We start from the raw sequence: 22,232 nt of genomic DNA on the forward strand, positions 1-22,232 counted from the left end.
CCGCTATGGGCTCCGCCATAGTCATCAGATCCGGATAAGCCGAAGACTAAGAAGGACCGAGAAGGACCAAGAAGGGGCCGAGAAAGGCTGAGAGGCCTCTGAGAAACATAGAAAGAACCCCCGCCCGAGTGATCGGACGGGGGTTCTTCAGGCCCTAGGGACCTACAACCTCAGCGGCAGAGCCTCAGCTCTGGCCACCCGCGAGCTTCTCGCGCAGGGCGGCGAGGGCCTCGTCGGTCGCCAGGGCGCCCGAGGTCTCGTCGCTGCTCGAGGAGTACGAGCCACCGGAGACGGCGCCGCCGCCGGTCTCGGCAGGGGCACCCTCGCCCGCGGCCGCAGCCTCGGCGTCGGCCTCGCGGCTCTTGATGACCTGCGCCTGGTGCTGCTCGAAGCGCTGCTGCGCCTCGGCGTACTGGCGCTCCCACTCCTCGCGCTGCTTCTCGTAGCCGGGCAGCCAGTCGTTGGCCTCCGGGTCGAAGCCCTCGGGGTAGATGTAGTTGCCCTGGTCGTCGTAGGACGCGGCCATGCCGTACAGGGTCGGGTCGAACTCGACCGACGCCGGGTCGGCACCGAAGGACTCGTTGGCCTGCTTCAGCGAGAGGCTGATGCGACGACGCTCGAGGTCGATGTCGATGACCTTGACGAAGATCTCGTCGCCGACCTGGACGACCTGCTCCGGGATCTCCACGTGGCGCTCGGCCAGCTCGGAGATGTGGACCAGACCCTCGATGCCCTCGTCCACGCGGACGAACGCACCGAACGGAACCAGCTTGGTGACCTTACCCGGGACGACCTGACCGATCTGGTGGGTCCGGGCGAACTGCTGCCACGGGTCCTCCTGGGTCGCCTTCAGCGACAGGGAGACGCGCTCGCGGTCCATGTCAACGTCGAGAACCTCGACGGTGACCTCCTGGCCGACCTCGACAACCTCGGACGGGTGGTCGATGTGCTTCCAGGACAGCTCGGAAACGTGCACCAGGCCGTCGACGCCACCCAGGTCCACGAAGGCACCGAAGTTGACGATCGAGGAGACGACGCCAGAGCGCACCTGGCCCTTCTGCAGGGTGGTGAGGAAGGTCTGGCGGACCTCGCTCTGGGTCTGCTCCAGCCAGGCACGGCGGGACAGGACCACGTTGTTGCGGTTCTTGTCCAGCTCGATGATCTTGGCCTCGAGCTCCTTGCCGACGTACGGCTGAAGGTCGCGGACACGACGCATCTCGACGAGCGAGGCCGGGAGGAAGCCACGGAGGCCGATGTCCAGGATGAGACCACCCTTGACGACCTCGATGACGGTACCGGTGACGATGCCGTCCTCGTCCTTGATCTTCTCGATCGTGCCCCAGGCGCGCTCGTACTGGGCGCGCTTCTTGGACAGGATCAGACGACCCTCCTTGTCCTCCTTCTGGAGGACCAGGGCCTCGATGCTGTCGCCGACGGCGACGACCTCGTGCGGGTCGACATCGTGCTTGATGGACAGCTCGCGGGACGGGATGACGCCCTCGGTCTTGTAACCGATGTCGAGGAGCACCTCGTCACGGTCAACCTTCACGATGGTGCCTTCGACGATGTCACCATCGTTGAAGTACTTGATGGTCTCGTCGATCGCGGCGAGGAAGGCCTCGGCGTCGCCGATGTCGTTGACCGCAACCTGCGGAGTGGTGGGGGCCTCGGTGCTGCTCGTCATTAGGAAAGGGGCTCCGGTACGGACATGAAGTCGTAGGTACTACCACGCCGGGACCCGTGTCGCTCCACCAAGGACACCCAAACTGAACTCTCGTCACGTACATACGTACGTCCCAAGACATGTGGGGTCTTCAACAGATGCGAGCGCGACCTGCTACGTCCGAGGCGCGCAGGCCCGCAGCGCAACTTGTAGCATACGGGGACAGTCGTGGACGGTCAATGCGGATACCGCACCGTGGGAAGGGGCCCGGACGGAGTGATGTCTATCGCTCGAACGGGACCATTCGCAAGACCCACGGCGGCCTCGCTTGCTACGCCCCACAGATTACGCTATCGCCGACATGATCGATGACACCTTTGCCGAAGACATCCCCGGTGACGACGACGCGGAGGCGGTTCGCCGCGACTCGGACGGCGTCGAGAGCAGCCGGGCCAACCGTGGCTGGTGGGACCGCAACGCCGACGAGTACCAGGTCGAACACGGCGGGTTCCTCGGCGACGCCCGGTTCACCTGGTGCCCCGAGGGACTGGACGAGGCCGACGCGCACCTGCTCGGCGACCCGGCGCAGCTGCGCGGACAGCGGGTGCTGGAGATCGGCGCCGGCGCCGCCCAGTGCTCCCGCTGGCTGGCGGCCCAGGGCGCGCTTCCGGTCGCACTGGACCTCTCGTTCCGGCAGTTGCAGCACTCGCTGCGGATCGACGAGCAGCTCGAGCTGCCGCCGGTGCCGCTGGTCCAGGCGGACGCGGGCGTGCTTCCCTTCGCGGACGCCTCCTTCGACCTGGCCTGTTCGGCATACGGGGCGGTGCCCTTCGCCGCCGACACCGCGCAGCTGATGCGCGAGGTGCACCGCGTGGTGCGGCCCGGCGGACGCTGGGTCTTCTCGGTGACCCACCCGATCCGCTGGGCGTTCCCCGACGAGCCCGGCCCGGAGGGGCTGACGGCGGTGTCCTCGTACTTCGACCGGACCCCCTACGTCGAGCAGGACGAGGACGGGAGCGCTGTCTACGTCGAGCACCACCGGACCCTCGGCGACAGGGTGCGCGAGCTGGCGGCGGCCGGTTTCCGGCTGGTCGACCTGGTCGAGCCGGAGTGGCCGGAGGGGCTGACCTCAGAGTGGGGCGGGTGGAGCCCCCTGCGCGGACGGCACATCCCGGGGACCGCGATCTTCGTCTGCCTCCGCGACTGAAGCCGGGCCCTGGGACCCGCTGTTCCCGTCCGCCCGGCGACGGCGGTCGCGGCCCTCGACCACGAAGGCCAGCGCCAGCAGCCCGACGCCGAGCAGCGGCAGGCCCCAGGGCAGGTAGGTGCTGAGCATGAGCACCAGCGTCTGCTCGTTCTTCACCAGGGCCAGCGTGGCGGCCTGGTAGTCGGGGCGGATCTTCACGTCGCCCTGGAAGACCGTCACCGGCGCGTGGTGGGCCGACGCGGGGAAGCGCAGCTGCTCGTTGTGGATCTCCTCGCCGTTCACGGGTGCGCCGGTGACCGGGTCGACCCAGAACTTGCGGACCGTGGTGTACCAGCGCTGGTAGCCGAGGGCGGCGATCTGCGCGGGTGTGATGGCCACATTCGCCGGCATGGTCTTCGGGAAGGGGACCTGCGTCCACGGAATCGTCTGTTCGAAGTAGTAGACGGTCAACCCGCCTACCTTTTCGGTCCCCTTGTAGTGGATCGGCGCGGAGGTCCGGGTCTGCTCGTCGAAGTACTGGTAGTCGTGCGGCTGGGTGTTGAACGGGAACTTGTACTCGACGCCGATCCGGCTGACCGCGTCGCCGTCGATGCTCTCGCCGCAGCAGTGCACCGGGTCCTGCGTGCGCGGGTCGAAGGTGTACACCTCGGGGATGGCCGAGAGCCGCTTGCCGTCGCCGCCGAGGATGTAGGACAGGGTGTCCCAGACCACCACGCTCCGGCCGGTGCGCTTCTTCTCGGCCTGGGCCGCGGCGGCGTCGCCCTTGAGGGTCTGCACGATGGTCACCGTCTGGTGCGGCACCGAGGTCAGCGTCGCGTAGTCGATCAGCGTCGCGTCCTTCGCCTGCAGCACCACGACCTGGTACTGGTTGTCGGGTACGGCGACGACGCGCGGATAGACCCAGACCCGCATCATGACGCCGAGGACCGAGACGAAGGCCGCCAGCGCGACGAGCAGCAGACCGATACGGTGCCGCATCCTGGAACCACTCCTTCGCTGTCAGGGCGTCAGGCTGATGGGCCGTCAGGGGTGCGCCGGAGCGCTGGTCATCAGCGGTTTGGCCGTGGTCGGGCCGTTCTGGTCGGCCAACGGCACGGCGAGGAAGGCCACCACCAACGCGAGCACGGCTCCCACCACCGCCGCGATCAGCGCACGCATGCCCTGCTCCCTCCGCCGCTGTCCCGGGTATCCCGGACAGGAGCGCACCGTAGCGCCGCGCGCAGGAAATGAGAACAGGTTCTACCGGACCGGTGCGCTCGCCCACCCGGCCCACCCCTCCTTGCGAACCATCAACTCCCCACATTCACAAGGGTTTTGAAACGGCGCAGCGCGGCGGCCCCGACCGTGGGTCGGACGCCGCCGCGCTGCGCGGAAAGCCGCAGGGGCCCGTCAGTGACCCGCGTCCTCCCAGTTCGCGCCGACGCCGACGGAGACGTCCAGCGGGGCGCGGAGCGGGTACGCGCCCGCCATCTCGCGGCGGACCAGCTCCTCGACGCGCTGCCGCTCGCCGGGGGCGACGTCCAGCACGATTTCGTCGTGGACTTGGAGCAGCATCCGGGAGGCGAGCTCCGCCTCGCGCAGCGCGGCGTCGACCTTGAGCATGGCGATCTTGACGATGTCCGCAGCGGAGCCCTGGATCGGGGCGTTGAGCGCCATCCGCTCGGCCATCTCGCGGCGCTGCCGGTTGTCGCTGGTGAGGTCGGGCAGGTAGCGGCGGCGGCCGAGCAGGGTCTCGGTGTAGCCGGTGCCCCGGGCCTCCTCGACGACGCGCTGCAGGTAGTCGCGGACGCCGCCGAAGCGCTCGAAGTAGGTGTCCATCAGACGGCGCGCCTCGGCGGTCTCGATGTCGAGCTGCTGGGAGAGCCCGAAGGCGGAGAGACCGTACGCCAGGCCGTAGGACATCGCCTTGACCTTGCGGCGCATCTCCGCGTCGACTGCGCCCGGCGCGACGTCGAAGACGTAGGAGCCGACCGTGGTGTGCAGGTCCTCGCCGGAGGCGAAAGCGGCCAACAGGCCCTCGTCCTCGGAGAGATGGGCCATCACCCGGAGCTCGATCTGACTGTAGTCGGCGGTCAGCAGCGTCTCGAAGCCCTCGCCGACCACGAAGGCGCGGCGGATCATCCGGCCCTCCTCGGTGCGGACCGGGATGTTCTGCAGGTTCGGGTCGGTGGAGGAGAGGCGGCCGGTGGCGGCGACCATCTGGTTGAAGGTGGTGTGGATCCGGCCGTCCGCCGCGACGGTCTTGATCAGGCCCTCGACCGTGCTGCGCAGCCGGGTCTGGTCGCGGTGACGCAGCAGGATGACGGGCAGCTCGTGCTCGGTCTGACCGGCCAGCCAGGTGAGCGCGTCCGCGTCGGTGGTGTAGCCCGTCTTGATCTTCTTGGTCTTGGGCAGGCCCAGCTCGTTGAAGAGGATCTCCTGGAGCTGCTTCGGCGAGCCGAGGTTGAACTCGTGGCCGACCGCGTGGTGGGCCTCCTTGACCGCCTGCTGGACGGCCGCGCCGAACTGGATCTCCAGCTGGCCCAGCCACTCGCGGTCGGCGGAGATGCCGGTGCGCTCCATCCGGGCCAGCAGCTCGGCGACGGGGAGTTCGAGGTCGCGCATCAGGGTCAGGGCGTTGTCCTTGGCCAGGCGGGTCTCGAAGAGCTCGGCGAGGTCGAGCACCGTGCGGGCCTGGACCATCAGCAACTCCGCCGCCGCGGCCGCCTGGTCGTCCTCGGAGGCCTCGTCGCCGAAGGCCAGCTGGCCGCTGTCGGCGGCCGCGCTGGAGCCGAGCGTGCGGCCCAGGTACTCCTCGGCGAGGACGTCGAGACCGAAGGTGCGGCGGCCGGGCTTCTCCAGGTAGGCGGCCAGGGCGCTGTCCGCCTCGATGCCCGCGATCTGCCAGCCGTGCTCGGCGAAAGCGCGCTGGACCTGCTTGGCGACGTGCAACGCCTTGGGCCGGGTGGCGTCGGCCAGCCAGGCGGCGAAGGCCTGCTCATCGGTCTCGGCGAGCGAGGTCGGGTCCAGCCAGGCGGCCGGACCGTCAGGGACGGCGAGGCCGACGGCGGTGACGTGGCCCTCGCCCAACGACCAGGTGTAGTCGGCGGCGAGGCCGACCCGGCCCTCGGCCGCGTGCTCGGCCAGCCAGGCCGCGACCGAGCCGGGCTCGGTGAGCAGCGTGCCGTGGATGTCGACGCCGGGACCGGACGCAGCAGCGGCCTCGGCTGCGCCTGCGCCCGCGCCCGGGTCGGCGGCGAAGAGGCGGTCGCGCAGCTGCTGGTTGCGGAACTCCAGGGTGTCCAGCAGCAGCGTGGTGGCCGGGACGTCGTAGGGCTGCCGGGCCAGTTCGCCCACGCCGAGCGGCAGCTCGACGTCGCGGATCAGCTCGGTCAGCTCGCGGTTGAGCTTGACGTCGTCGAGACCGGCGCGGAGCTTCTCGCCGATCTTGCCCTTGACCTCCTCGGCGTGGGCGACCAGCTCGCCGAAGGAGCCGTACTGGTTGATCCACTTGGCGGCGGTCTTCTCGCCGACGCCGGGGATGCCGGGGAGGTTGTCCGACGGGTCGCCGCGCAGCGCGGCGAGGTCCGGGTACTGGGCGGGGGTGACGCCGTACTTCTCGAGGACCTTCTCGGGGGTGTAGCGGGTGAACTCGGAGACGCCCTTGGTCGGGTAGAGGACGGTGACGTTCTCGGTGACCAGTTGGAGCGAGTCGCGGTCGCCGGTGAGGATCAGCACCTCGTAGCCCTCGGCCCCGGCGGCGGTGGCCAGGGTGGCGATGATGTCGTCGGCCTCGTACTCGGGCGAGCGCAGATGCGGCACGTGCATCGCGTCGAGCAGCTCGGAGACCAGCTCGACCTGGCCGCGGAAGCCCTCCGGCGAGGCCGAGCGATTGGCCTTGTACTCGGGGTAGATGCCGGCCCGGAACGTCTTGCGGGAGACGTCGAAGGCGACCGCGAAGTGGGTGGGCGCCTCGTCGCGCAGGATGTTGGCCAGCATCGACGTGAAGCCGTAGACCGCGTTGGTCGACTGGCCCGTCACGGTGGAGAAGTTCTCCTCGGGCAGGGCGTAGAAGGCGCGGTACGCCATGGAGTGGCCGTCCATGAGCAGCAGCCGGCCCTTGGTGCCGCTGGTCCTGCTCGTCGTACTGCCTGCCATTGACTGCCACCCACCGCTCTGCCGACTGCCGTGCTTACGGGACGAAATCCTATGGCCCGCCACCGACAGTCGGCGCGGAGCGACAGGCCCGCGCACCGGCGGGCACACCAGCGGGCCCGCACCACGCCCGCTCCGACGGCGTCGTACGATCGCACCGGATCCCCCCGCAGGAGACCGGATCATTCCGGAACGCGGGGGTGGCATCCGAACGACATCGGCACGACGACGGCGTCAGGAGCAACATGTCCGACCAGACCCCCGCGAGCACCGAGCCCGGCATCAAGCTGAACGTGCCGCAGGACGTGATCGACCACTTCGCCAAGCTCGGCGTGACCGCGGACACCTTCTCCGGCGGCCACCTCGGCGAGAAGATGGGGATCCGGATCGTCGAGGCCTCGCCCGAGCGCGTGGTCGGCACCATGCCGGTGGAGGGCAACCAACAGCCGTACGGCCTGCTGCACGGCGGCGCGTCCGCCGCGCTGGCGGAGACCATCGGCTCGGTCGGCGCGATGCTGCACGCGGGCCCGGGTCGCTACGCGGTCGGCGTCGACCTCAACGCCACGCACCACCGCTCGGCCACCTCCGGCCTGGTCACCGGCGTGGCGACGGCGGTCTTCCGCGGCCGGACCGCGGCCACCTACGAGATCGCCATCACCGACGACCAGGGCCGCCGGATCACCAGCTGCCGCCTGACCTGCATGCTGCGCGACATCTGACCACACGTCAGATCAGCACGCCCCTCTCGATCGAGAGGGGCGTCCTTGTTTTTGACTGTCGCTCAACCCCCACTCGCCCTATCCTCTCCCGCAGCCCCCAATACCTTGCGGGATGTGACTTTTCGCATTTCTGGGGCAATAAGGGACCCCGCCGTACGAACCGCGAGTCTCAAATCTTCCTCAGGTCATAACAACAGGATCACATCGCATTCGTACTGCTCCCTGCCGGGTGGTACGGGGTCCTAAAGTCGCCGCCAGTCACCGCGCCGTCGGTACATCAAGGTCGGGGCCTTCGCGCGGTTCGACCCTCGCAACAGAGGAAAGGACTCACGTGCGCAACCGTTCCCTGCTCGCCCTCACCGCCATCGCGGCCACCGGCGCGCTCACCCTCACCGCCTGCGGCTCCCGTGCCGGTTCCGGTTCCACCGGCGGCTCCAGCAGCTCCACGGGCACCACCGTCACCATCGGGGTCGACGCCCCGCTGACCGGTCCACTGTCCGCGCTGGGCCTCGGCATCAAGGACTCTGTGGACCTGGCGGTCAACACCGCCAACAAGACCAACGAGGTCCCGGGCGTCACCTTCAAGATCGAGGCGGAGGACGACAAGGCCTCGCCGCAGCAGGGGCAGCAGAACGCCACCACCCTGGTCGCCGACAACAGCGTGGCCGGCGTCGTCGGCCCGCTCAACTCCGGTGTGGCCGTCTCGATGCAGAAGATCTTCGACGAGGCGAACCTGGTCGAGGTCTCCCCGGCCAACACCAATCCGTCGCTGACCCAGGGCCCGAACTGGCAGAGCGGCCAGAAGGCGCGCCAGTTCAAGTCCTACTTCCGCACCGCCACCACGGACGCGATCCAGGGCCCCTTCGCCGCGCAGTTCGCCTACAGCACCCTGGGCAAGAAGAAGGTCTTCCTGGTCGACAACAAGCTGACCTACGGCGTCGGCCTGGTCGCCACCTTCAAGGGCGAGTTCACCAAGCTCGGCGGCGCCGTCGTCGGCCAGGACCACGTCACCAGCGGCGCGAGCGACTTCTCCTCCACCGTGACCGCGATCAAGTCCTCCGGCGCCGACTTCGTCTACTTCGGCGGCGAGTACCCGGACGCGGCCCCGCTGACCAAGCAGCTCAGTGCGGCCGGCGTCAACATCCCGGTCATCGGCGGCGACGGCATGTACGACCCGACCTACATCAAGCTGGCCGGCGCCGCGGCCAACGGAGACTTCGCCACCTCCGTCGGCGCGCCGGTGGAGTCGCTGCCGTCCGCCGCCCAGTTCGTCGCCAACTACAAGGCCGCGGGCTACTCCGACCCGTACGCCGCGTACGGCGGCTACTCGTACGACTCCGCCTGGTCGATCATCGAGGCCGTCAAGGCCGTGGTGAAGAACAACGGCGGCAAGCTGCCGTCCAACCCGCGCCAGGCGATCGAGACGGCCATGTCCTCGGTCAACTTCGCCGGTGTCACCGGCCAGGTCTCCTTCGACCAGTACGGCGACGCCACCAACAAGCAGTTGACCGTCTACGGCGTCAAGAACGGCCAGTGGACCACCGTCAAGACCGGCACCTTCACCGGCTGACACACCGCACGTAGGCGGGGGCGCGGAACCGTTGCGCCCCCGCCTGTTCCATACCCACAGCAAAGCTACGGAGGCCTGCGGTGCACGAGTTGCCGCAAAACCTGGCCAACGGCCTGTTCCTCGGGGCCATGTACGGGCTCATCGCCGTCGGCTACACGATGGTCTACGGCATCATCCAACTGATCAACTTCGCCCACGGCGAGATCTTCATGACCGGCGCCTTCGGTGCGCTGGCCGTCTGGTCGCAGCTCAAGTCGGACATATCCATATGGCTCGCGCTGCCCTTGATGATTCTGGGAGCCGTGGTCACCTCCACGCTCGTCGCCGTCCTCGCCGAGCGCTTCGCCTACCGGCCGCTGCGCAACGCGCCCCGTCTCGCGCCGCTGATCACCGCGATCGGCCTCTCGATCTTCCTGCAGCAGCTGGTGTGGAGCTTCCCCGGCAACACCTCGGCCCGGCCGTTCCCCTCACTACCGGGCGGGCCCTACCACCTGGGGCCGATCACCTTCCAGCCCGCCGACATCTTCGTCCTGGTCGTGGCGGCGCTGTCCACGCTCTTCCTCGCCTACTTCGTGCGCTCCACCCGGACCGGGCGCGCCATGCAGGCCACCTCCCAGGACCCGGACACCGCACGGCTGATGGGCATCGACACCGACAAGGTGATCGTCATCGCCTTCATCCTCGGCGCCGTCTTCGCCGCCCTGGCCGGTGTCTCCAGCGGTCTGCGCTACGGCCAGATCGAGTTCAACATGGGCTTCCTCAACGGGCTGTTCGCCTTCACCGCAGCCGTCCTCGGCGGCATCGGGAACATCTACGGCGCGCTGCTCGGCGGCGTGGTGCTGGGCCTGGCCCAGACGCTGACCGCCGCCTACGTGCAGTACATCCCGGGCATGAGCCAGTTCGGCAGCCAGGACTGGTCCAACGTGTGGGCCTTCGTCATCCTCATCCTCGTCCTGATGTTCCGGCCCCAAGGCCTGCTGGGCGAGCGCGTCGCGGACAGGGCGTGAGCGCACCATGACCGACATCCAGACCATCCCCGCCTCCCCCGCCGAGCCCTCCGGCACCGCGTCGGACCCCGACCGGTCCGGGCTCTCCCCCGCGATCCCGATGCCCCAGGCCGTCGCCCACGGGCTCACCATCGGAGGCGGCGTGCTCACCGCCGTCTCCGCCTTCCTCTCCTGGACCTACAGTGCACAGTTCCCGGGCGACCTCACCGTCACCGGCTACCCCGGCGGACTGCAGTGGCTCACCTTCGCGGCCGGGCTGCTGACCACCGTGTTCGGGATCGCCTCGGCACTGCCCCGGCTGCGCGGGCTGACGCCCGGCAACGCCGCCGGAGCGGCGCTCCTTTCGGCCGTGGGCGGCCTCGCCGTCACCTGGTTCACCGTCAGCGCCATCGCCGTCGAGCTGCACGGACTGGTCAACCTGACCACCGGCGGCTGGATCGCCGGCGTCGCCAGCCTGCTCGCCCTGCTCGGCGGTCTGAGCCTGCCCCGCTCGGCCACCTCCGTCCGCTGCGCGCCGACCCGGCAGGAGTGGCTGCAGACCCTCTACGCGGGCGCCGGCCTGCTGGTCCTCGGCCTGCTGCTCAAGGCCGCAGGCAGCGGCGCGGCCGGCCTCACCATGGCCGGCAGCGGCGTCGTGTTCATGGTCCGCCTGGTCACCGTGGTGACCCGATACGTGGGCCCCACCCCGGAGTTGGGCAAGGGCAAGGCCCTGCCGCGCTGGGCCGACGTGCTGCTCATCGTGCTCGTGCTCGCCGTCGCCCTGGAGATCTTCGCCTACGGCGTCGACACGCCCTACTGGCAGCTGTTCGTCGGCTTCCTGACGGTGCTCTGCTTCGGCCTCTGGGCGTTCACCCAGGCCGGACTGGTCCGGCGCATCGGCGACGTCTTCGACCGCAACCGTGCCCTGGCCGCCGTCGGCGGCTTCGTCGCGGCAGGCGCGTTCGTCTTCGTCCAGCAGAGCGACGCGGACGCCACCCTCGGCGTCAACCTGCTGATCTTCGCCGCCACCGCGCTCGGGCTCAATGTCGTGGTCGGCCTCGCCGGTCTGCTCGACCTCGGGTACGTCGCCTTCCTCGGCGTCGGCGCGTACGCCGCCGCACTGGTGTCCGGCGCGGTCACCTCGTCCGTCCACGTCACCTTCCCGTTCTGGGCGGCGGCGCTGACCGGCGCGGCGGTCTCCGGGCTCTTCGGCGTGCTGCTCGGTGCGCCGACGCTGCGCGTCCGCGGCGACTACCTGGCCATCGTGACGCTCGGCTTCGGTGAGATCTTCCGGATCGTGGTGTCCAACCTCGACGGCGTCTCCGGCCCCAACGTCACCGGCGGGCCCAACGGCATCGTCAACATCCCGGACCTGAGCATCTTCGGCTTCAACCTCGGCAACCCGCACACCATCCTGGGCGCGACCATCGGCCGGTTCGCCAACTACTTCCTGCTGATGCTGATCATCATGGCCATCATCATGCTGATCTTCAGCCGCGCCGCCGACTCCCGGATCGGCCGGGCCTGGGTCGCCATCCGCGAGGACGAGACCGCCGCAACGGCCATGGGAATCAACGGATTCCGCTTCAAGCTGCTGGCCTTCGCACTCGGTGCGACCCTGGCCGGACTGGCCGGCAGCGTGATGGCCCACGTCAACTTCTCCGTGGTGCCCGACCCGTTCGTCTTCTCCGGACCGGTGCCGCCCAACTCCGCGTTCCTGCTCGCCGCCGTCGTCATCGGCGGCATGGGCACCGTCTCCGGCCCGATCGTCGGCGCGACGCTCTTCTACCTGCTCCAGGCCAAGTTGGCCTTCCTGCAGAGCAACGAGCTGCTGATCTTCGGCGTGGCGCTCATCGTCTTCATGCGCCTGCGGCCGGAGGGCATCATCGCCAGCCGCCGTCGCCAACTGGAGTTCCACGAGGCCGAGGAGACCGGCGAGGGCGCCGGCGCCGCAGGATCCGGTGGATCCGCCGAACTCAGCACCGCAGGGGCGTGAACAGCATGACCACCGACACCATCACCCCGGACCCCGGCAGCCCCGACGGCCCAGCCGTCCCCGCCACCGGCACCCCGCTGCTGGAGGCGACCGACGTCGTCATGCGCTTCGGCGGCCTCACCGCCGTCGGCGGCGTCGACCTCACCGTCAACACCGGCGAGATCATCGGCCTGATCGGCCCCAACGGCGCCGGCAAGACCACCTTCTTCAACTGCCTGACCGGTCTCTACGTCCCGACGGAGGGTCAGGTCCGGTACCAGGGAAAGGTGCTGCCGCCGACCCCGTACAAGGTCACCCAGGCTGGGATGGCCCGCACCTTCCAGAACATCCGGCTGTTCCACAACATGACGGTGCTGGAGAACGTCCTCGTCGGCCGCCACACGCGGACCAAGGAGGGCATCATCTCGGCCGTACTCCGCGGCCCCCGCTACCGCCGCGAGGAAGCCGAATCCCGCGCCAAAGCAATGGAATTGCTGGAGTTCGTCGGCCTGGCCGGCAAACGCGACCACCTCGCCCGCAACCTCCCCTACGGCGAGCAGCGCAAGCTGGAGATCGCCCGCGCCATGGCCAGCGACCCCGGCCTGCTGCTGCTGGACGAGCCCACGGCCGGCATGAACCCCCAGGAGACCCGCGCCACCGAGGAGTTGGTCTTCGCCATCCGCGACCGCGGCATGGCCGTACTGGTCATCGAGCACGACATGCGGTTCATCTTCAACCTGTGCGACCGCGTCGCCGTCCTGGTCCAGGGCAAGAAGCTGGTCGAGGGCGACGCGCAGACCGTCCAGAGCGACGAACGCGTCATCGCGGCGTACCTGGGCACGCCCTACGAGGGGGAAGCGACCGCCCCTCCCGCCGCCGAGACGAGCACGGAGAGCGCCGCGAGCACGGAGCGCACCGAGAGCACGGAGGAGGACCAGTGACCGCGCTGCTCGAGGTCGAGGACCTCCGCGTCGCCTACGGCAAGATCGAGGCGGTGAAGGGCATCTCCTTCACCATCGAGGCCGGGCAGGTCGTCTCACTGATCGGCACCAACGGCGCCGGCAAGAGCACCACGCTGCGCACCATCTCCGGGCTGCTCAAACCGGTCAGCGGAGAGATCCGCTTCGACGGCAAGCGGATCGACGGCATCGCGGCCAACAAGATCGTCGGGATGGGCCTGGCCCACTCCCCCGAGGGACGACGCATCTTCGCCCGCATGACGATCGAGGAGAACCTGCTGCTCGGCGCGTTCCTCCGACGCGACCAGGCCGGCATCCAGGCCGACATGGACCGGGCGTACGAACGGTTCCCGATCCTCGGCGAACGCCGGAAGCAGGCGGCCGGAACCCTCTCCGGCGGCGAGCAGCAGATGCTGGCCATGGGCCGCGCGCTCATGTCCCAACCGAAGCTGCTGATGCTCGACGAGCCGAGCATGGGCCTCTCGCCGATCATGATGCAGAAGATCATGTCCACCATCGCCGAACTGCGCGACCAGGGCACGACCATCCTGCTGGTCGAACAGAACGCCCAGGCCGCGCTCTCCCTGGCCGACCACGGCCACGTGATGGAGGTCGGCCGGATCTCCCTCTCCGGCACCGGCCAGGACCTGCTCACCGACGAGTCGGTCCGCAAGGCCTACCTCGGCGAGGACTGATCCGGTATCACCCGCAGGACACACGAGGGGCGATCCGCTTCGGCGGACCGCCCCATCCCGCGTCGGCCTCCGACTAGGATCGGCCGCCATGGATCTTGCATACGCGCAGCGGTTCGCCGAGCAGTGGGCAGCGGACTGGAACTCCCGTGATCTGGAACGGATACTCAGCCACTACACCGACGACGTCGTCTTCGCCTCGCCCCGGATCGCGACGATCCTCGGCGACCCGTCCGGCCGCGTCGAGGGCAAGGCGGCGCTCCGCGCCTACTGGGCCGAAGGCCTGCGGCAACTGCCCAGCCTGCACTTCACCGTGGAGGACGTGCGCGCGTCCGTCGACACCGTGGTCATCAACTACCGCAACGAGCGCGGACAGGCCGTCGCCGAGGTGCTCACCTTCCGCAACGAGCACGTCTGCCGCGGCTTCGGCGCCTACGGGCCGGAGCCGGTGACGGAGCCAACGCCGGAGCCCTGAGTCGCCTACTCCTGCTCGGCGGCCTGCTCCGACGGCTCCGGCGTCTTCTTCTTCGCGTCCTGGGCCGCGCCCTCTTCGATGACGGCCTCGGCGACAGCCTTCATCGTCATCCGGCGGTCCATCGAGGTCTTCTGGATCCAGCGGAATGCGGCCGGCTCGGCCAGACCGAACTTCGTCTGCAGCACGCTCTTGGCCCGGTCGACCAGCTTGCGCGTCTCCAGACGCTGGTTCAGGTCCTCGATCTCCAGCTCCAGCGCGCGCATCTCGCTGTAGCGGGACACGGCCATCTCGATCGCGGGGACCAGGTCGGACTTGTTGAACGGCTTGACGATGTAAGCCATCGCCCCAGCGTCCCGCGCCCGGTCGACCAGCTCGCGCTGGGAGAACGCGGTGAGCATCAGCGTCGGGGCGATGTGCTCGTTGTGGATCTGCTCGGCGGCCGAGAGGCCGTCCAGGACGGGCATCTTGACGTCCAGGATCACCAGGTCCGGCCGCAGCTCCTGCGCGAGCTTCACCGCCGCCTCGCCGTCACCGGCCTCGCCGACGACCGTGTAGCCCTCCTCCTCGAGCATCTCCTTGAGATCGAGGCGGATCAGTGCTTCGTCCTCCGCGATGACCACGCGGGTCGTCGTCGGGGGGACGTGCGGGTCCTGCTGCTCGTCGGCGGCGGTCACGATGCTCCTCTGAATGACGCGGGTGCGTGCACGAGCCTACCCGGACACGGTATGTTAGGTGTGCAGCGGGGGAGGCCCAGCCTTCGATCCGCAGGCCCCGGTAGCCCAATTGGCAGCAGGCGATGGATTCAAAACCCATACAGTGTCGGTTCGAGTCCGACCCGGGGCACTTTCTCCTTCATTTCCAAGGTCATGCGACCGGCGGGCGTTGATCACCTCAACGAGTGACTTCCCGACGACTTCTCCTCCACTCGCCCGGTGGTCGCTCAGGGTGACCCCATGTACGACGCCGCAACCCGCCTGCGCGCCCTGGAACTACTCGGATCCGGGCTGAGCCTGAATTCCGCGAGCCGCGCCACCGGAGTCTCCCGGTCGACCCTCCGGGAATGGCAGACGCACCCGGCGATCCCCCGGCGCGCGCACTGCCTCCGCGACGACGTCCCCCACCGGGCCTACTCCTACCTCCTCGGCCTCTATCTCGGCGACGGCTGCATCAGCCGCTCGAGGCGCGGCGTCCACGTCCTGCGCATCGCCTGCGCGAACTCCTGGCCAGGGCTGATCACAGCCTGCGAGGAGACCATGCGCGAGGTCGCTCCGGCGAGCGGCGTCTGCCGGGTGGCGTGTCAGGGATGCACCAGCGTCGTCAGCTACAGCAAGCACTGGCCGTGCCTCTTCCCCCAGGCAGGCCCGGGGCCGAAGCATCTGCGCCGGATCGAGCTCGCGCCCTGGCAGAGCGAGATCGTCGACGAGCATCCCTGGGAGCTGATCCGGGGGCTGGTGCACTCCGACGGGTGTCGGATCACGAACTGGACCACGCGCCGAGGCAAGCGCTACGAGTACCCGCGTTACTTCTTCACCAACGTCTCCGACGACATCCGGCGGATCTACACGGACGCCCTTGACAGGGTCGGCATAGAGTGGAAAGAGACGCGTCGCGGTTCGACCCCTTACAACATCTCGGTCGCCCGCCGGGAGTCCGTCCAACTCATGGACGTGCACGTCGGACCGAAGTTCTGACGATTCCCAAGTGATCCGGGCCATGACCTTGGCTTTCCAAGGCGTTACCGCCGGTTCATGCGGTGGACATAAGTGCTCATGAGGGTTGCTCAATTCTTCCTCAATTGTCTTGACCCCGCTGGGCTGGGGAAAAGATTGGCCATGCAGGCATCTATTCAGTAACGACGTCTATGCATGGTGAAAAACCAACCCTTAATGTTGGGCAACTCTCAAGCATCTGCTCCCCCACCGAGAGGCCCTGCATGAGCACCACGTCCCAAGCCCAGGCACCCACCACAGACCGCCGATCGCTCAAGCGTGAGGTCGGTCTGATCGGTCTGATGTGGGCGTCCGTCGGATCCATTATCGGATCTGGTTGGCTGTACGGCGCCAAGAACGCCGTCATGGTCGCCGGCCCTGCGGCCACTGTGTCCTGGATCATCGGCGCCATCGCGATCGTGCTACTCGCTCTCGTACACGCTGAGCTCGGCGGCATGTTCCCGGTCGCCGGCGGCACGGCCCGCTACCCGCACTACGCATTCGGCGGGATCGCCGGGATGTCGTTCGGCTGGTTCTCCTGGCTCCAGGCCGCGACCGTCGCGCCGATCGAGGTCGAGGCGATGATCGGCTATGCCGGTCACTGGTCCTGGGCCGCTGGCTTCCAGAACGCCAACGGCACCCTGACGACCTCCGGTTTCTTCGTCGCCGCCCTGCTGATGGCGGTCTTCGTCGCCGTCAACTTCCTCGGCGTGAAGGTGCTGGCGCACACCAACAGCGCTGCCACCTGGTGGAAGATCTTCATCCCGCTGGTGACGATCTTCGTGGTCGCCCTCACGCACTTCCACGCCAGCAACTTCACCTCGCACGGCTTCGCGCCGTTCGGCTCGAAGGGCGTCCTCGCCGCGATCAGCACCTCCGGCATCATCTTCGCCCTGCTCGGCTTCGAGCAGGCGATCCAGCTGGCCGGTGAGAGCAAGAACCCGAAGAAGGACATCCCGCGCGCGGTGCTCGGCTCGGTCGCCATCGGGTCCGCCATCTACGTGCTGCTCCAGGTCGCGTACATCGGCGCACTGCCGGGTGCCTCCTTCGCCCACGGCTGGGCGGACCTGGCGTACAAGGGCATCTCCGGCCCGTGGGCGGGTCTGGCAGGTCTGGTCGGTCTGGGCTGGCTCGCCGTGGTCCTCTACATCGACGCTGTGGTCTCCCCCGCCGGCACCGGCCTGATCTACACCACCTCCACCTCGCGCATCTCCTACGGCCTGAGCCGCAACGGCTACGCGCCGCAGCTGTTCGAGAAGACCGAGCGCCAGGGCGTGCCGTGGTTCGGTCTGATCATCTCCTTCATCGTCGGCGTGATCTGCTTCCTGCCGTTCCCGAGCTGGCAGGCACTGGTCTCCTTCATCACCTCGGCCTCGGTGCTGATGTACGCGGGTGCCCCGCTGGCCTACGGTGCGCTGCGCAAGCAGCTGCCCGAGCGTGAGCGTCCGTACCGCCTGCCGTTCGGTCAGGTCATCTCGCCGATCTCGTTCGTCGTCGCGACCCTGATCATCTACTGGAGCGGCTGGTCCACGCTGTGGCGTCTGGGCCTGGCGATCCTGCTGGGTTACGCGCTGCTCGGCTCCTATGCCTGGTACGCGTCGGCGAAGAACCTGCCGCAGGCGCCGAAGATGGACTGGAAGTCGGCGCAGTGGCTGCCGGTGTACCTGATCGGCGTCGGCATCGTGTCCTGGCAGGGCGGCTTCGGCGGCGCCGGTCACATCGGGCTCTGGTACGACATCGCGATCCTCACGGTCCTGTCGCTCGCGATCTACTACTGGGCGATCGCGACCTCGCTGAAGACCGCTGAGATCGAGCGGAACATCACGGACGTCGAGGTCGTCGACGAGGGTGGTCACTGACCCCGGGTCTCTGATCCCGGGTCACTGACCTTCACCCGCCGCTGAACGAGAGAGCCCGGCCGGAGCAACGTCGCTCCGGCCGGGCTCTCTCGTGTCCGGACCTACTGCGGACCTGCTGCGGGCCCGTTGCGGACCTGCTGCGACCTGCTGCTCAGCGGTTCCTGGGCGGGATCGGCAGGTCGTCCTGTCCGACGTGGTGGACGCGGACCAGGTTGGTGGAGCCGGCGAGACCGGGCGGGGAGCCGGCGGTGATGACGACGATGTCGCCGACCTCGCACCGGCCGATGGCCAGCAGCGCGGCGTCGACCTGGTCGATCATCTCGTCGGTGGTGTCCACGAACGGGCCCAGGAACGTCTCCACGCCCCAGGTCAGCGCGAGCCGGCTGCGCACCGAGGGCTCGTAGGTGAAGGCGAGCACCGGGATCGGCGAGCGGTAGCGGGACAGCCGTCGGGCGGTGTCGCCGGACTGGGTGAACGCCACCAGGTACTTGGCGTGCAGGAAGTCGCCGATCTCGGCCGCCGCGCGGGCGACCGCGCCGCCCTGGGTGCGCGGCTTGTGGGAGCCGGTCAGCGGCGGCAGCCCGGCGGCGAGGACCTCCTCCTCGGCCGCCTCGACGATCCGGCTCATGGTGCGGACCGTCTCGACGGGGTACTTGCCGACGCTGGTCTCGCCGGACAGCATCACCGCGTCGGCGCCGTCGAGGACGGCGTTGGCGACGTCGGACGCCTCGGCTCGGGTGGGCCGGGAGGCGTTGATCATCGAGTCGAGCATCTGGGTCGCCACGATGACCGGCTTGGCGTTGCGACGGCAGAGCTTGATGGCCCGCTTCTGCACCAGCGGGACCTGCTCCAGCGGCATCTCGACGCCGAGGTCGCCGCGGGCGACCATGACGGCGTCGAAGGCGTCGACGATCTCGGCGAGGTTCTCGACCGCCTGCGGCTTCTCCACCTTGGCGATGACGGGGACGAAGCGTCCCTCCTCGCTCATGATGCGGTGGACGTCCTTGATGTCGTCCGCGCTGCGGACGAAGGAGAGGGCGACCATGTCGGCGCCCAGACGGAGACCCCAGCGCAGGTCGGCGACGTCTTTGTCGCTCAGCGCGGGGACGGAGACGGCCACACCGGGAAGGTTGAGGCCCTTGTGGTCGGAGACCATGCCGCCCTCGACGACCGTGCAGTGCACGTTCTGGCCTTCGACGGAGGTGACTTCGAGGGTGACCCGGCCGTCGTCGACCAGGATCCGCTCGCCCGCGGTGACGTCGCCGCAGAGGCCCGCGTAGGTGGTGCCGCAGCGGTTGCGGTCCCCCTTGCAGTCGGCGGTGGTGATGGTGAACGCGTCGCCGCGTTCGAGCAGTACGGGTCCCTCGGCGAAGGTGGCGAGGCGGATCTTGGGGCCCTGCAGGTCGACCAGGATACCGACGCTGCGGCCGGTCTCGTCCGCGGCCTTGCGGACTCGGCGGTAGCGGTCCTCGTGCTCGGCGTGACTGCCGTGGCTGAGGTTGAAGCGGGCCACATCCATTCCGGCCTGGACCAGGGACTTGATCTGGTCGTAGCTGTCGGTGGCGGGGCCTAGCGTACAGACGATTTTTGCTCGGCGCATGCTACGAGCCTAGATCCTACCCAGGGGTAGCTTGGCGGCGCCGACGGGGCGTCAGATGGCTTTTCGCCGACCGAGGGTTGAACTTTCCGAAACGTACGCACGCGTGAACTGCAGGGGAACACTTCCTTTCCGGTTCCGGTCCCCCCTTTCGAACGCGCGCCCAGCATCCCTAGCATCGGCCGGGTGGAGCGCGATCGTGGAGCAAGGTAGTCGGGGCCGGTACCGGGCCGGGGTTGCGGTGGTGGCGACGGCGGTGGCGCTGGCCGGACTCGCGGCGTGGGAGCTGTCCGGGGGCGCGCAGGGTTCGGCGAGCGCCGGAGCGGCGAACAGCGCCCCGGCGGACTATCCGACGCTGCCGCACACGGCCGTGCAGATCTCACCGAGCGCCTGCGGCGCGGGCTGGACGCGGCCGACGGCCGGTCTGCAGGTGTTCGACGTGACGGACACCGGCGTGTCCCCCACCGACGTCGATCTGCTGGAGCCCGCCACGGGCGCGGTCGTCGCCGAGGTGGAGGGCCTGGCCCCGAACCGCTCGCGGCCGATGCTGGTCCGTCTCGCGCCCGGTGCGTACGCCTTCCGCTGCCTGCAGCAGGACGTCGACGCGGTGACCGGGCCGACCGTCGCCGTCAAGGGCCCGAAGGGCCCGGGCACTTCGTCGGAGTCGGGTACCGGCACACCGGCGGTGGTCCCGGTGACGCAGCAGGACCTGATCCCCGCCACGCTGGCGTACCAGCACTGGGTTGCCGGTCAACTCCCTTCCCTTGTCGGTGATGTGACGGCACTGGAGACGGCCGTCAGCTCAGGCGACCTGGCGGGCGCGCGGCAGCGCTGGCTGACGGCGCACCTCGACTACGAGCGCCTCGGCGCTGCCTACGGCGCGTTCGGCGACGTGGACGAGGAGATCAACGGCCCGCGTCAGGACAGCACCGGGTTCCACGCGCTCGAGTACGGCCTGTGGCACGGCGCGTCGGCGTCCAGCCTGGCGCCCGTGGCGGCCAAGCTCCGCTCCGACGTGCAGGGGCTCCAGACCTCGTGGGCGACGGTGCAGTTGGACCCGTTGGTGCTGGGTGTGCGGGCGCACGAGATCGTCGAGAACGCGATCGAGTTCGAGCTGAGCGGGCGCACCGACTACGGCAGCGACTCCAATCTGCAGACCGTGCAGGCGAATCTGGACGGGACGGCAGAAGTCCTTGCGCTGGTGCGCCCGTTGCTGACCAGCAGGGTAGACCTGCCGTCCATCGACGCGGCGATGGCCGCCGCCCGCTCCGAGTTGACCACGCTGGACGGCGCACCGCCGGCGTCGCTCTCGCAGCTGCAACGCGAGCGGCTGAACGCGGTGTTCGGGAATCTGGTGGAGCAACTCGCGCCGGTCGCAGCGGTGCTGGACGTGCGGAGGACGACATGAGCGCGACGTCGGGTGTGGGCCGGCGGTCCGTGCTGGCGGGAGCACTGGCGGCCGGTGCGGTCGCAGGCACGGTCGCCGCGGTGCGCAACGGCGCCTCGCCCACCACGCCTGCACCTGCGACCCAGGGCTTCCACGGCGTCCACCAGGCCGGGATCGTCACACCCAAGCGGCGCTGCTCCGCCTTCGTCGCCTTCGACGTCATGGCCGCCGACCGGTCCGGTCTTCTCGACCTGTTCGGCACCCTGACCGACCGGCTGCGGTTCCTGGTCACCGGCGGCGTCCCTGACCCGCTCGGGATCTCCGCGCCGCCGTCGGACTCCGGCGTGCTGGGCCCGACCGTCCCGGGCGGGACGCTGACGGCGCTGCTGGGCGCGGGGGCTTCGCTCTTCGACGACCGTTTCGGACTGGCCTCGGCCAAGCCGCTGCGGCTCTCGACCATGACGGCCTTCCCCGACGACGACCTCGACCCGACCCAGTGCGGCGGCGACCTGCTGCTGCAGTTGGAGGCCGACGACACCGACGTGCTGGCCAACGCGCTGCGCGACGTGGCCCGGCACACCCGGGGCGCGATGCAGGTGCGCTGGCGGATCGACGGCTTCGCCTCGCCGCCGCGACCGGTCGGCACGCCGCGCAACCTGATGGGCTTCCGCGACGGCACCGCCAACCCCGACGTCACCGACTCCCGGCTGATGGACCAGTTGCTCTGGGTCGGCGCGGGCCAGGGCGAACCCGCCTGGGCCACCGGCGGTTCCTACCTCGCCGTCCGACTGATCCGCATGCTGGTCGAGTTCTGGGACCGGGTGAGCCTGACCGAGCAGGAGCGGATGTTCGGCCGCCAGAAGGACTCCGGCGCGCCGCTGGACGGCCGGACCGAGACCGACGTACCGAACTTCGCCGCCGACCCGACCGGCGACGTGATCCCGATGGACGCGCACATCCGCCTGGCCAACCCGCGTACCGCGCCGACCGCAGACCAGCGGCTGCTGCGCCGCGGCTTCAACTACGACCGCGGCACGGACGCGAACGGCAACCTGGACATGGGCCTGGTGTTCTGTGCGTTCCAGCAGGATCTGGAGCGTCAGTTCGTCACCGTGCAGCGGAGGTTGGCCGGTGAGCCGCTGGTGGACTACATCCGTCCGTTCGGCGGCGGCTACTTCTTCGTCCTGCCGGGCGTACGGGACACGAACGACCGGTACGGGAGCGGGCTCCTGCCCTGAACCGGCCTGATCTACGCGCGCAGAGGCTAGGCTTTTCCTGCCGTTTACGAGGCCGTCATCTC

The 22,232-nt window shown here is 69.1% G+C and carries 18 protein-coding genes and 1 tRNA gene; 13 read left to right on the forward strand and 6 right to left on the reverse strand.

Translation table 11 applies throughout. The features are described 5' to 3' along the window. Positions 1-184 precede the first annotated feature (184 nt). The gene (gene rpsA / locus ABH940_RS02290; protein ID WP_370064494.1) at positions 185-1,684 is read right to left on the reverse strand and encodes a 30S ribosomal protein S1; all 1,500 of its coding nucleotides are present in this window, start codon (positions 1,682-1,684) and stop codon (positions 185-187) included. A 340-nt stretch (positions 1,685-2,024) separates the two neighbouring features. Here rpsA and ABH940_RS02295 point away from each other — a divergent pair, with 340 nt between their 5' ends. After that, complete coding sequence (locus ABH940_RS02295; protein ID WP_370064496.1) at positions 2,025-2,870, forward strand: class I SAM-dependent methyltransferase; 846 nt, start codon at positions 2,025-2,027, stop codon at positions 2,868-2,870. Here ABH940_RS02295 and ABH940_RS02300 read toward each other — a convergent pair. From ABH940_RS02300 to polA, 3 genes are all read right to left on the reverse strand, one after another. After that, positions 2,793-3,848, reverse strand: a complete 1,056-nt coding sequence (locus ABH940_RS02300; RefSeq protein WP_370104070.1) for a DUF3068 domain-containing protein — start codon at positions 3,846-3,848, stop codon at positions 2,793-2,795. The genes ABH940_RS02295 and ABH940_RS02300 overlap by 78 nt on opposite strands. A gap of 45 nt (positions 3,849-3,893) precedes the next feature. Beyond that, entirely contained in the window at positions 3,894-4,028 is a 135-nt protein-coding gene (locus ABH940_RS02305; RefSeq protein WP_370064500.1) for an SPW_0924 family protein, read from the reverse strand. A 231-nt stretch (positions 4,029-4,259) separates the two neighbouring features. Continuing rightward, positions 4,260-7,007: a DNA polymerase I gene (gene polA / locus ABH940_RS02310; RefSeq protein WP_370064502.1), complete on the reverse strand. Its 2,748-nt coding sequence runs from the start codon at positions 7,005-7,007 to the stop codon at positions 4,260-4,262. Positions 7,008-7,249: 242 nt separating this feature from the next. Here polA and ABH940_RS02315 point away from each other — a divergent pair, with 242 nt between their 5' ends. From ABH940_RS02315 to ABH940_RS02345, 7 genes are all read left to right on the forward strand, one after another. Then, positions 7,250-7,723, forward strand: a complete 474-nt coding sequence (locus ABH940_RS02315) for a PaaI family thioesterase (RefSeq protein WP_370064504.1) — start codon at positions 7,250-7,252, stop codon at positions 7,721-7,723. Positions 7,724-8,054: 331 nt separating this feature from the next. Continuing rightward, positions 8,055-9,293, forward strand: coding sequence for a branched-chain amino acid ABC transporter substrate-binding protein (locus tag ABH940_RS02320; protein WP_370064506.1), 1,239 nt, complete (start codon positions 8,055-8,057; stop codon positions 9,291-9,293). Between the two features lie 80 nt (positions 9,294-9,373). Next, complete coding sequence (locus ABH940_RS02325) at positions 9,374-10,300, forward strand: branched-chain amino acid ABC transporter permease (RefSeq protein ID WP_370064508.1); 927 nt, start codon at positions 9,374-9,376, stop codon at positions 10,298-10,300. A 7-nt stretch (positions 10,301-10,307) separates the two neighbouring features. Then, positions 10,308-12,275: a branched-chain amino acid ABC transporter permease gene (locus ABH940_RS02330; RefSeq protein ID WP_370064510.1), complete on the forward strand. Its 1,968-nt coding sequence runs from the start codon at positions 10,308-10,310 to the stop codon at positions 12,273-12,275. Positions 12,276-12,280: 5 nt separating this feature from the next. Next, the gene (locus ABH940_RS02335; RefSeq protein WP_370064512.1) at positions 12,281-13,195 is read left to right on the forward strand and encodes an ABC transporter ATP-binding protein; all 915 of its coding nucleotides are present in this window, start codon (positions 12,281-12,283) and stop codon (positions 13,193-13,195) included. Then, complete coding sequence (locus tag ABH940_RS02340) at positions 13,192-13,908, forward strand: ABC transporter ATP-binding protein (protein ID WP_370064514.1); 717 nt, start codon at positions 13,192-13,194, stop codon at positions 13,906-13,908. Before ABH940_RS02335 ends, ABH940_RS02340 begins: the two co-directional genes overlap by 4 nt. An 88-nt stretch (positions 13,909-13,996) precedes the next feature. After that, positions 13,997-14,380 carry a nuclear transport factor 2 family protein gene (locus ABH940_RS02345; RefSeq protein ID WP_370104072.1) on the forward strand — a complete coding sequence of 128 codons (384 nt, stop codon included), beginning with the start codon at positions 13,997-13,999 and terminating at the stop codon, positions 14,378-14,380. Between the two features lie 5 nt (positions 14,381-14,385). Here the strand turns inward: ABH940_RS02345 and ABH940_RS02350 are convergent, their stop codons facing one another. Next, the gene (locus tag ABH940_RS02350; RefSeq protein WP_370104074.1) at positions 14,386-15,054 is read right to left on the reverse strand and encodes an ANTAR domain-containing response regulator; all 669 of its coding nucleotides are present in this window, start codon (positions 15,052-15,054) and stop codon (positions 14,386-14,388) included. A gap of 94 nt (positions 15,055-15,148) precedes the next feature. Between ABH940_RS02350 and ABH940_RS02355 the strand changes: the two genes are divergently transcribed. The 3 genes from ABH940_RS02355 to ABH940_RS02365 all read left to right on the forward strand — a co-directional run bounded on the left by ABH940_RS02355 (position 15,149) and on the right by ABH940_RS02365 (position 17,948). Then, positions 15,149-15,223 (forward strand) — tRNA-Leu (locus ABH940_RS02355). Between the two features lie 110 nt (positions 15,224-15,333). Then, positions 15,334-16,071: a transcriptional regulator gene (locus ABH940_RS02360; RefSeq protein ID WP_370064520.1), complete on the forward strand. Its 738-nt coding sequence runs from the start codon at positions 15,334-15,336 to the stop codon at positions 16,069-16,071. 242 nt (positions 16,072-16,313) lie between these two features. After that, positions 16,314-17,948, forward strand: coding sequence for an APC family permease (locus tag ABH940_RS02365; RefSeq protein ID WP_370064522.1), 1,635 nt, complete (start codon positions 16,314-16,316; stop codon positions 17,946-17,948). Between the two features lie 151 nt (positions 17,949-18,099). On the opposite strand, the gene pyk is transcribed toward ABH940_RS02365, so the two are convergent. Further along, the gene (gene pyk, locus ABH940_RS02370; RefSeq protein ID WP_370064524.1) at positions 18,100-19,548 is read right to left on the reverse strand and encodes a pyruvate kinase; all 1,449 of its coding nucleotides are present in this window, start codon (positions 19,546-19,548) and stop codon (positions 18,100-18,102) included. A gap of 196 nt (positions 19,549-19,744) precedes the next feature. Here pyk and ABH940_RS02375 point away from each other — a divergent pair, with 196 nt between their 5' ends. After that, positions 19,745-20,953, forward strand: a complete 1,209-nt coding sequence (locus ABH940_RS02375; protein WP_370104076.1) for an imelysin family protein — start codon at positions 19,745-19,747, stop codon at positions 20,951-20,953. Next, on the forward strand, positions 20,950-22,170 hold the full coding sequence (gene efeB / locus ABH940_RS02380; protein ID WP_370064528.1) for an iron uptake transporter deferrochelatase/peroxidase subunit: 1,221 nt from the start codon (positions 20,950-20,952) through the stop codon (positions 22,168-22,170). The genes ABH940_RS02375 and efeB overlap by 4 nt, the downstream gene beginning before the upstream one ends. Positions 22,171-22,232: the final 62 nt, after the last annotated feature.

It is taken from the genome of Streptacidiphilus sp. BW17 (genome assembly GCF_041262485.1).
Classification (GTDB): domain Bacteria; phylum Actinomycetota; class Actinomycetes; order Streptomycetales; family Streptomycetaceae; genus Streptacidiphilus.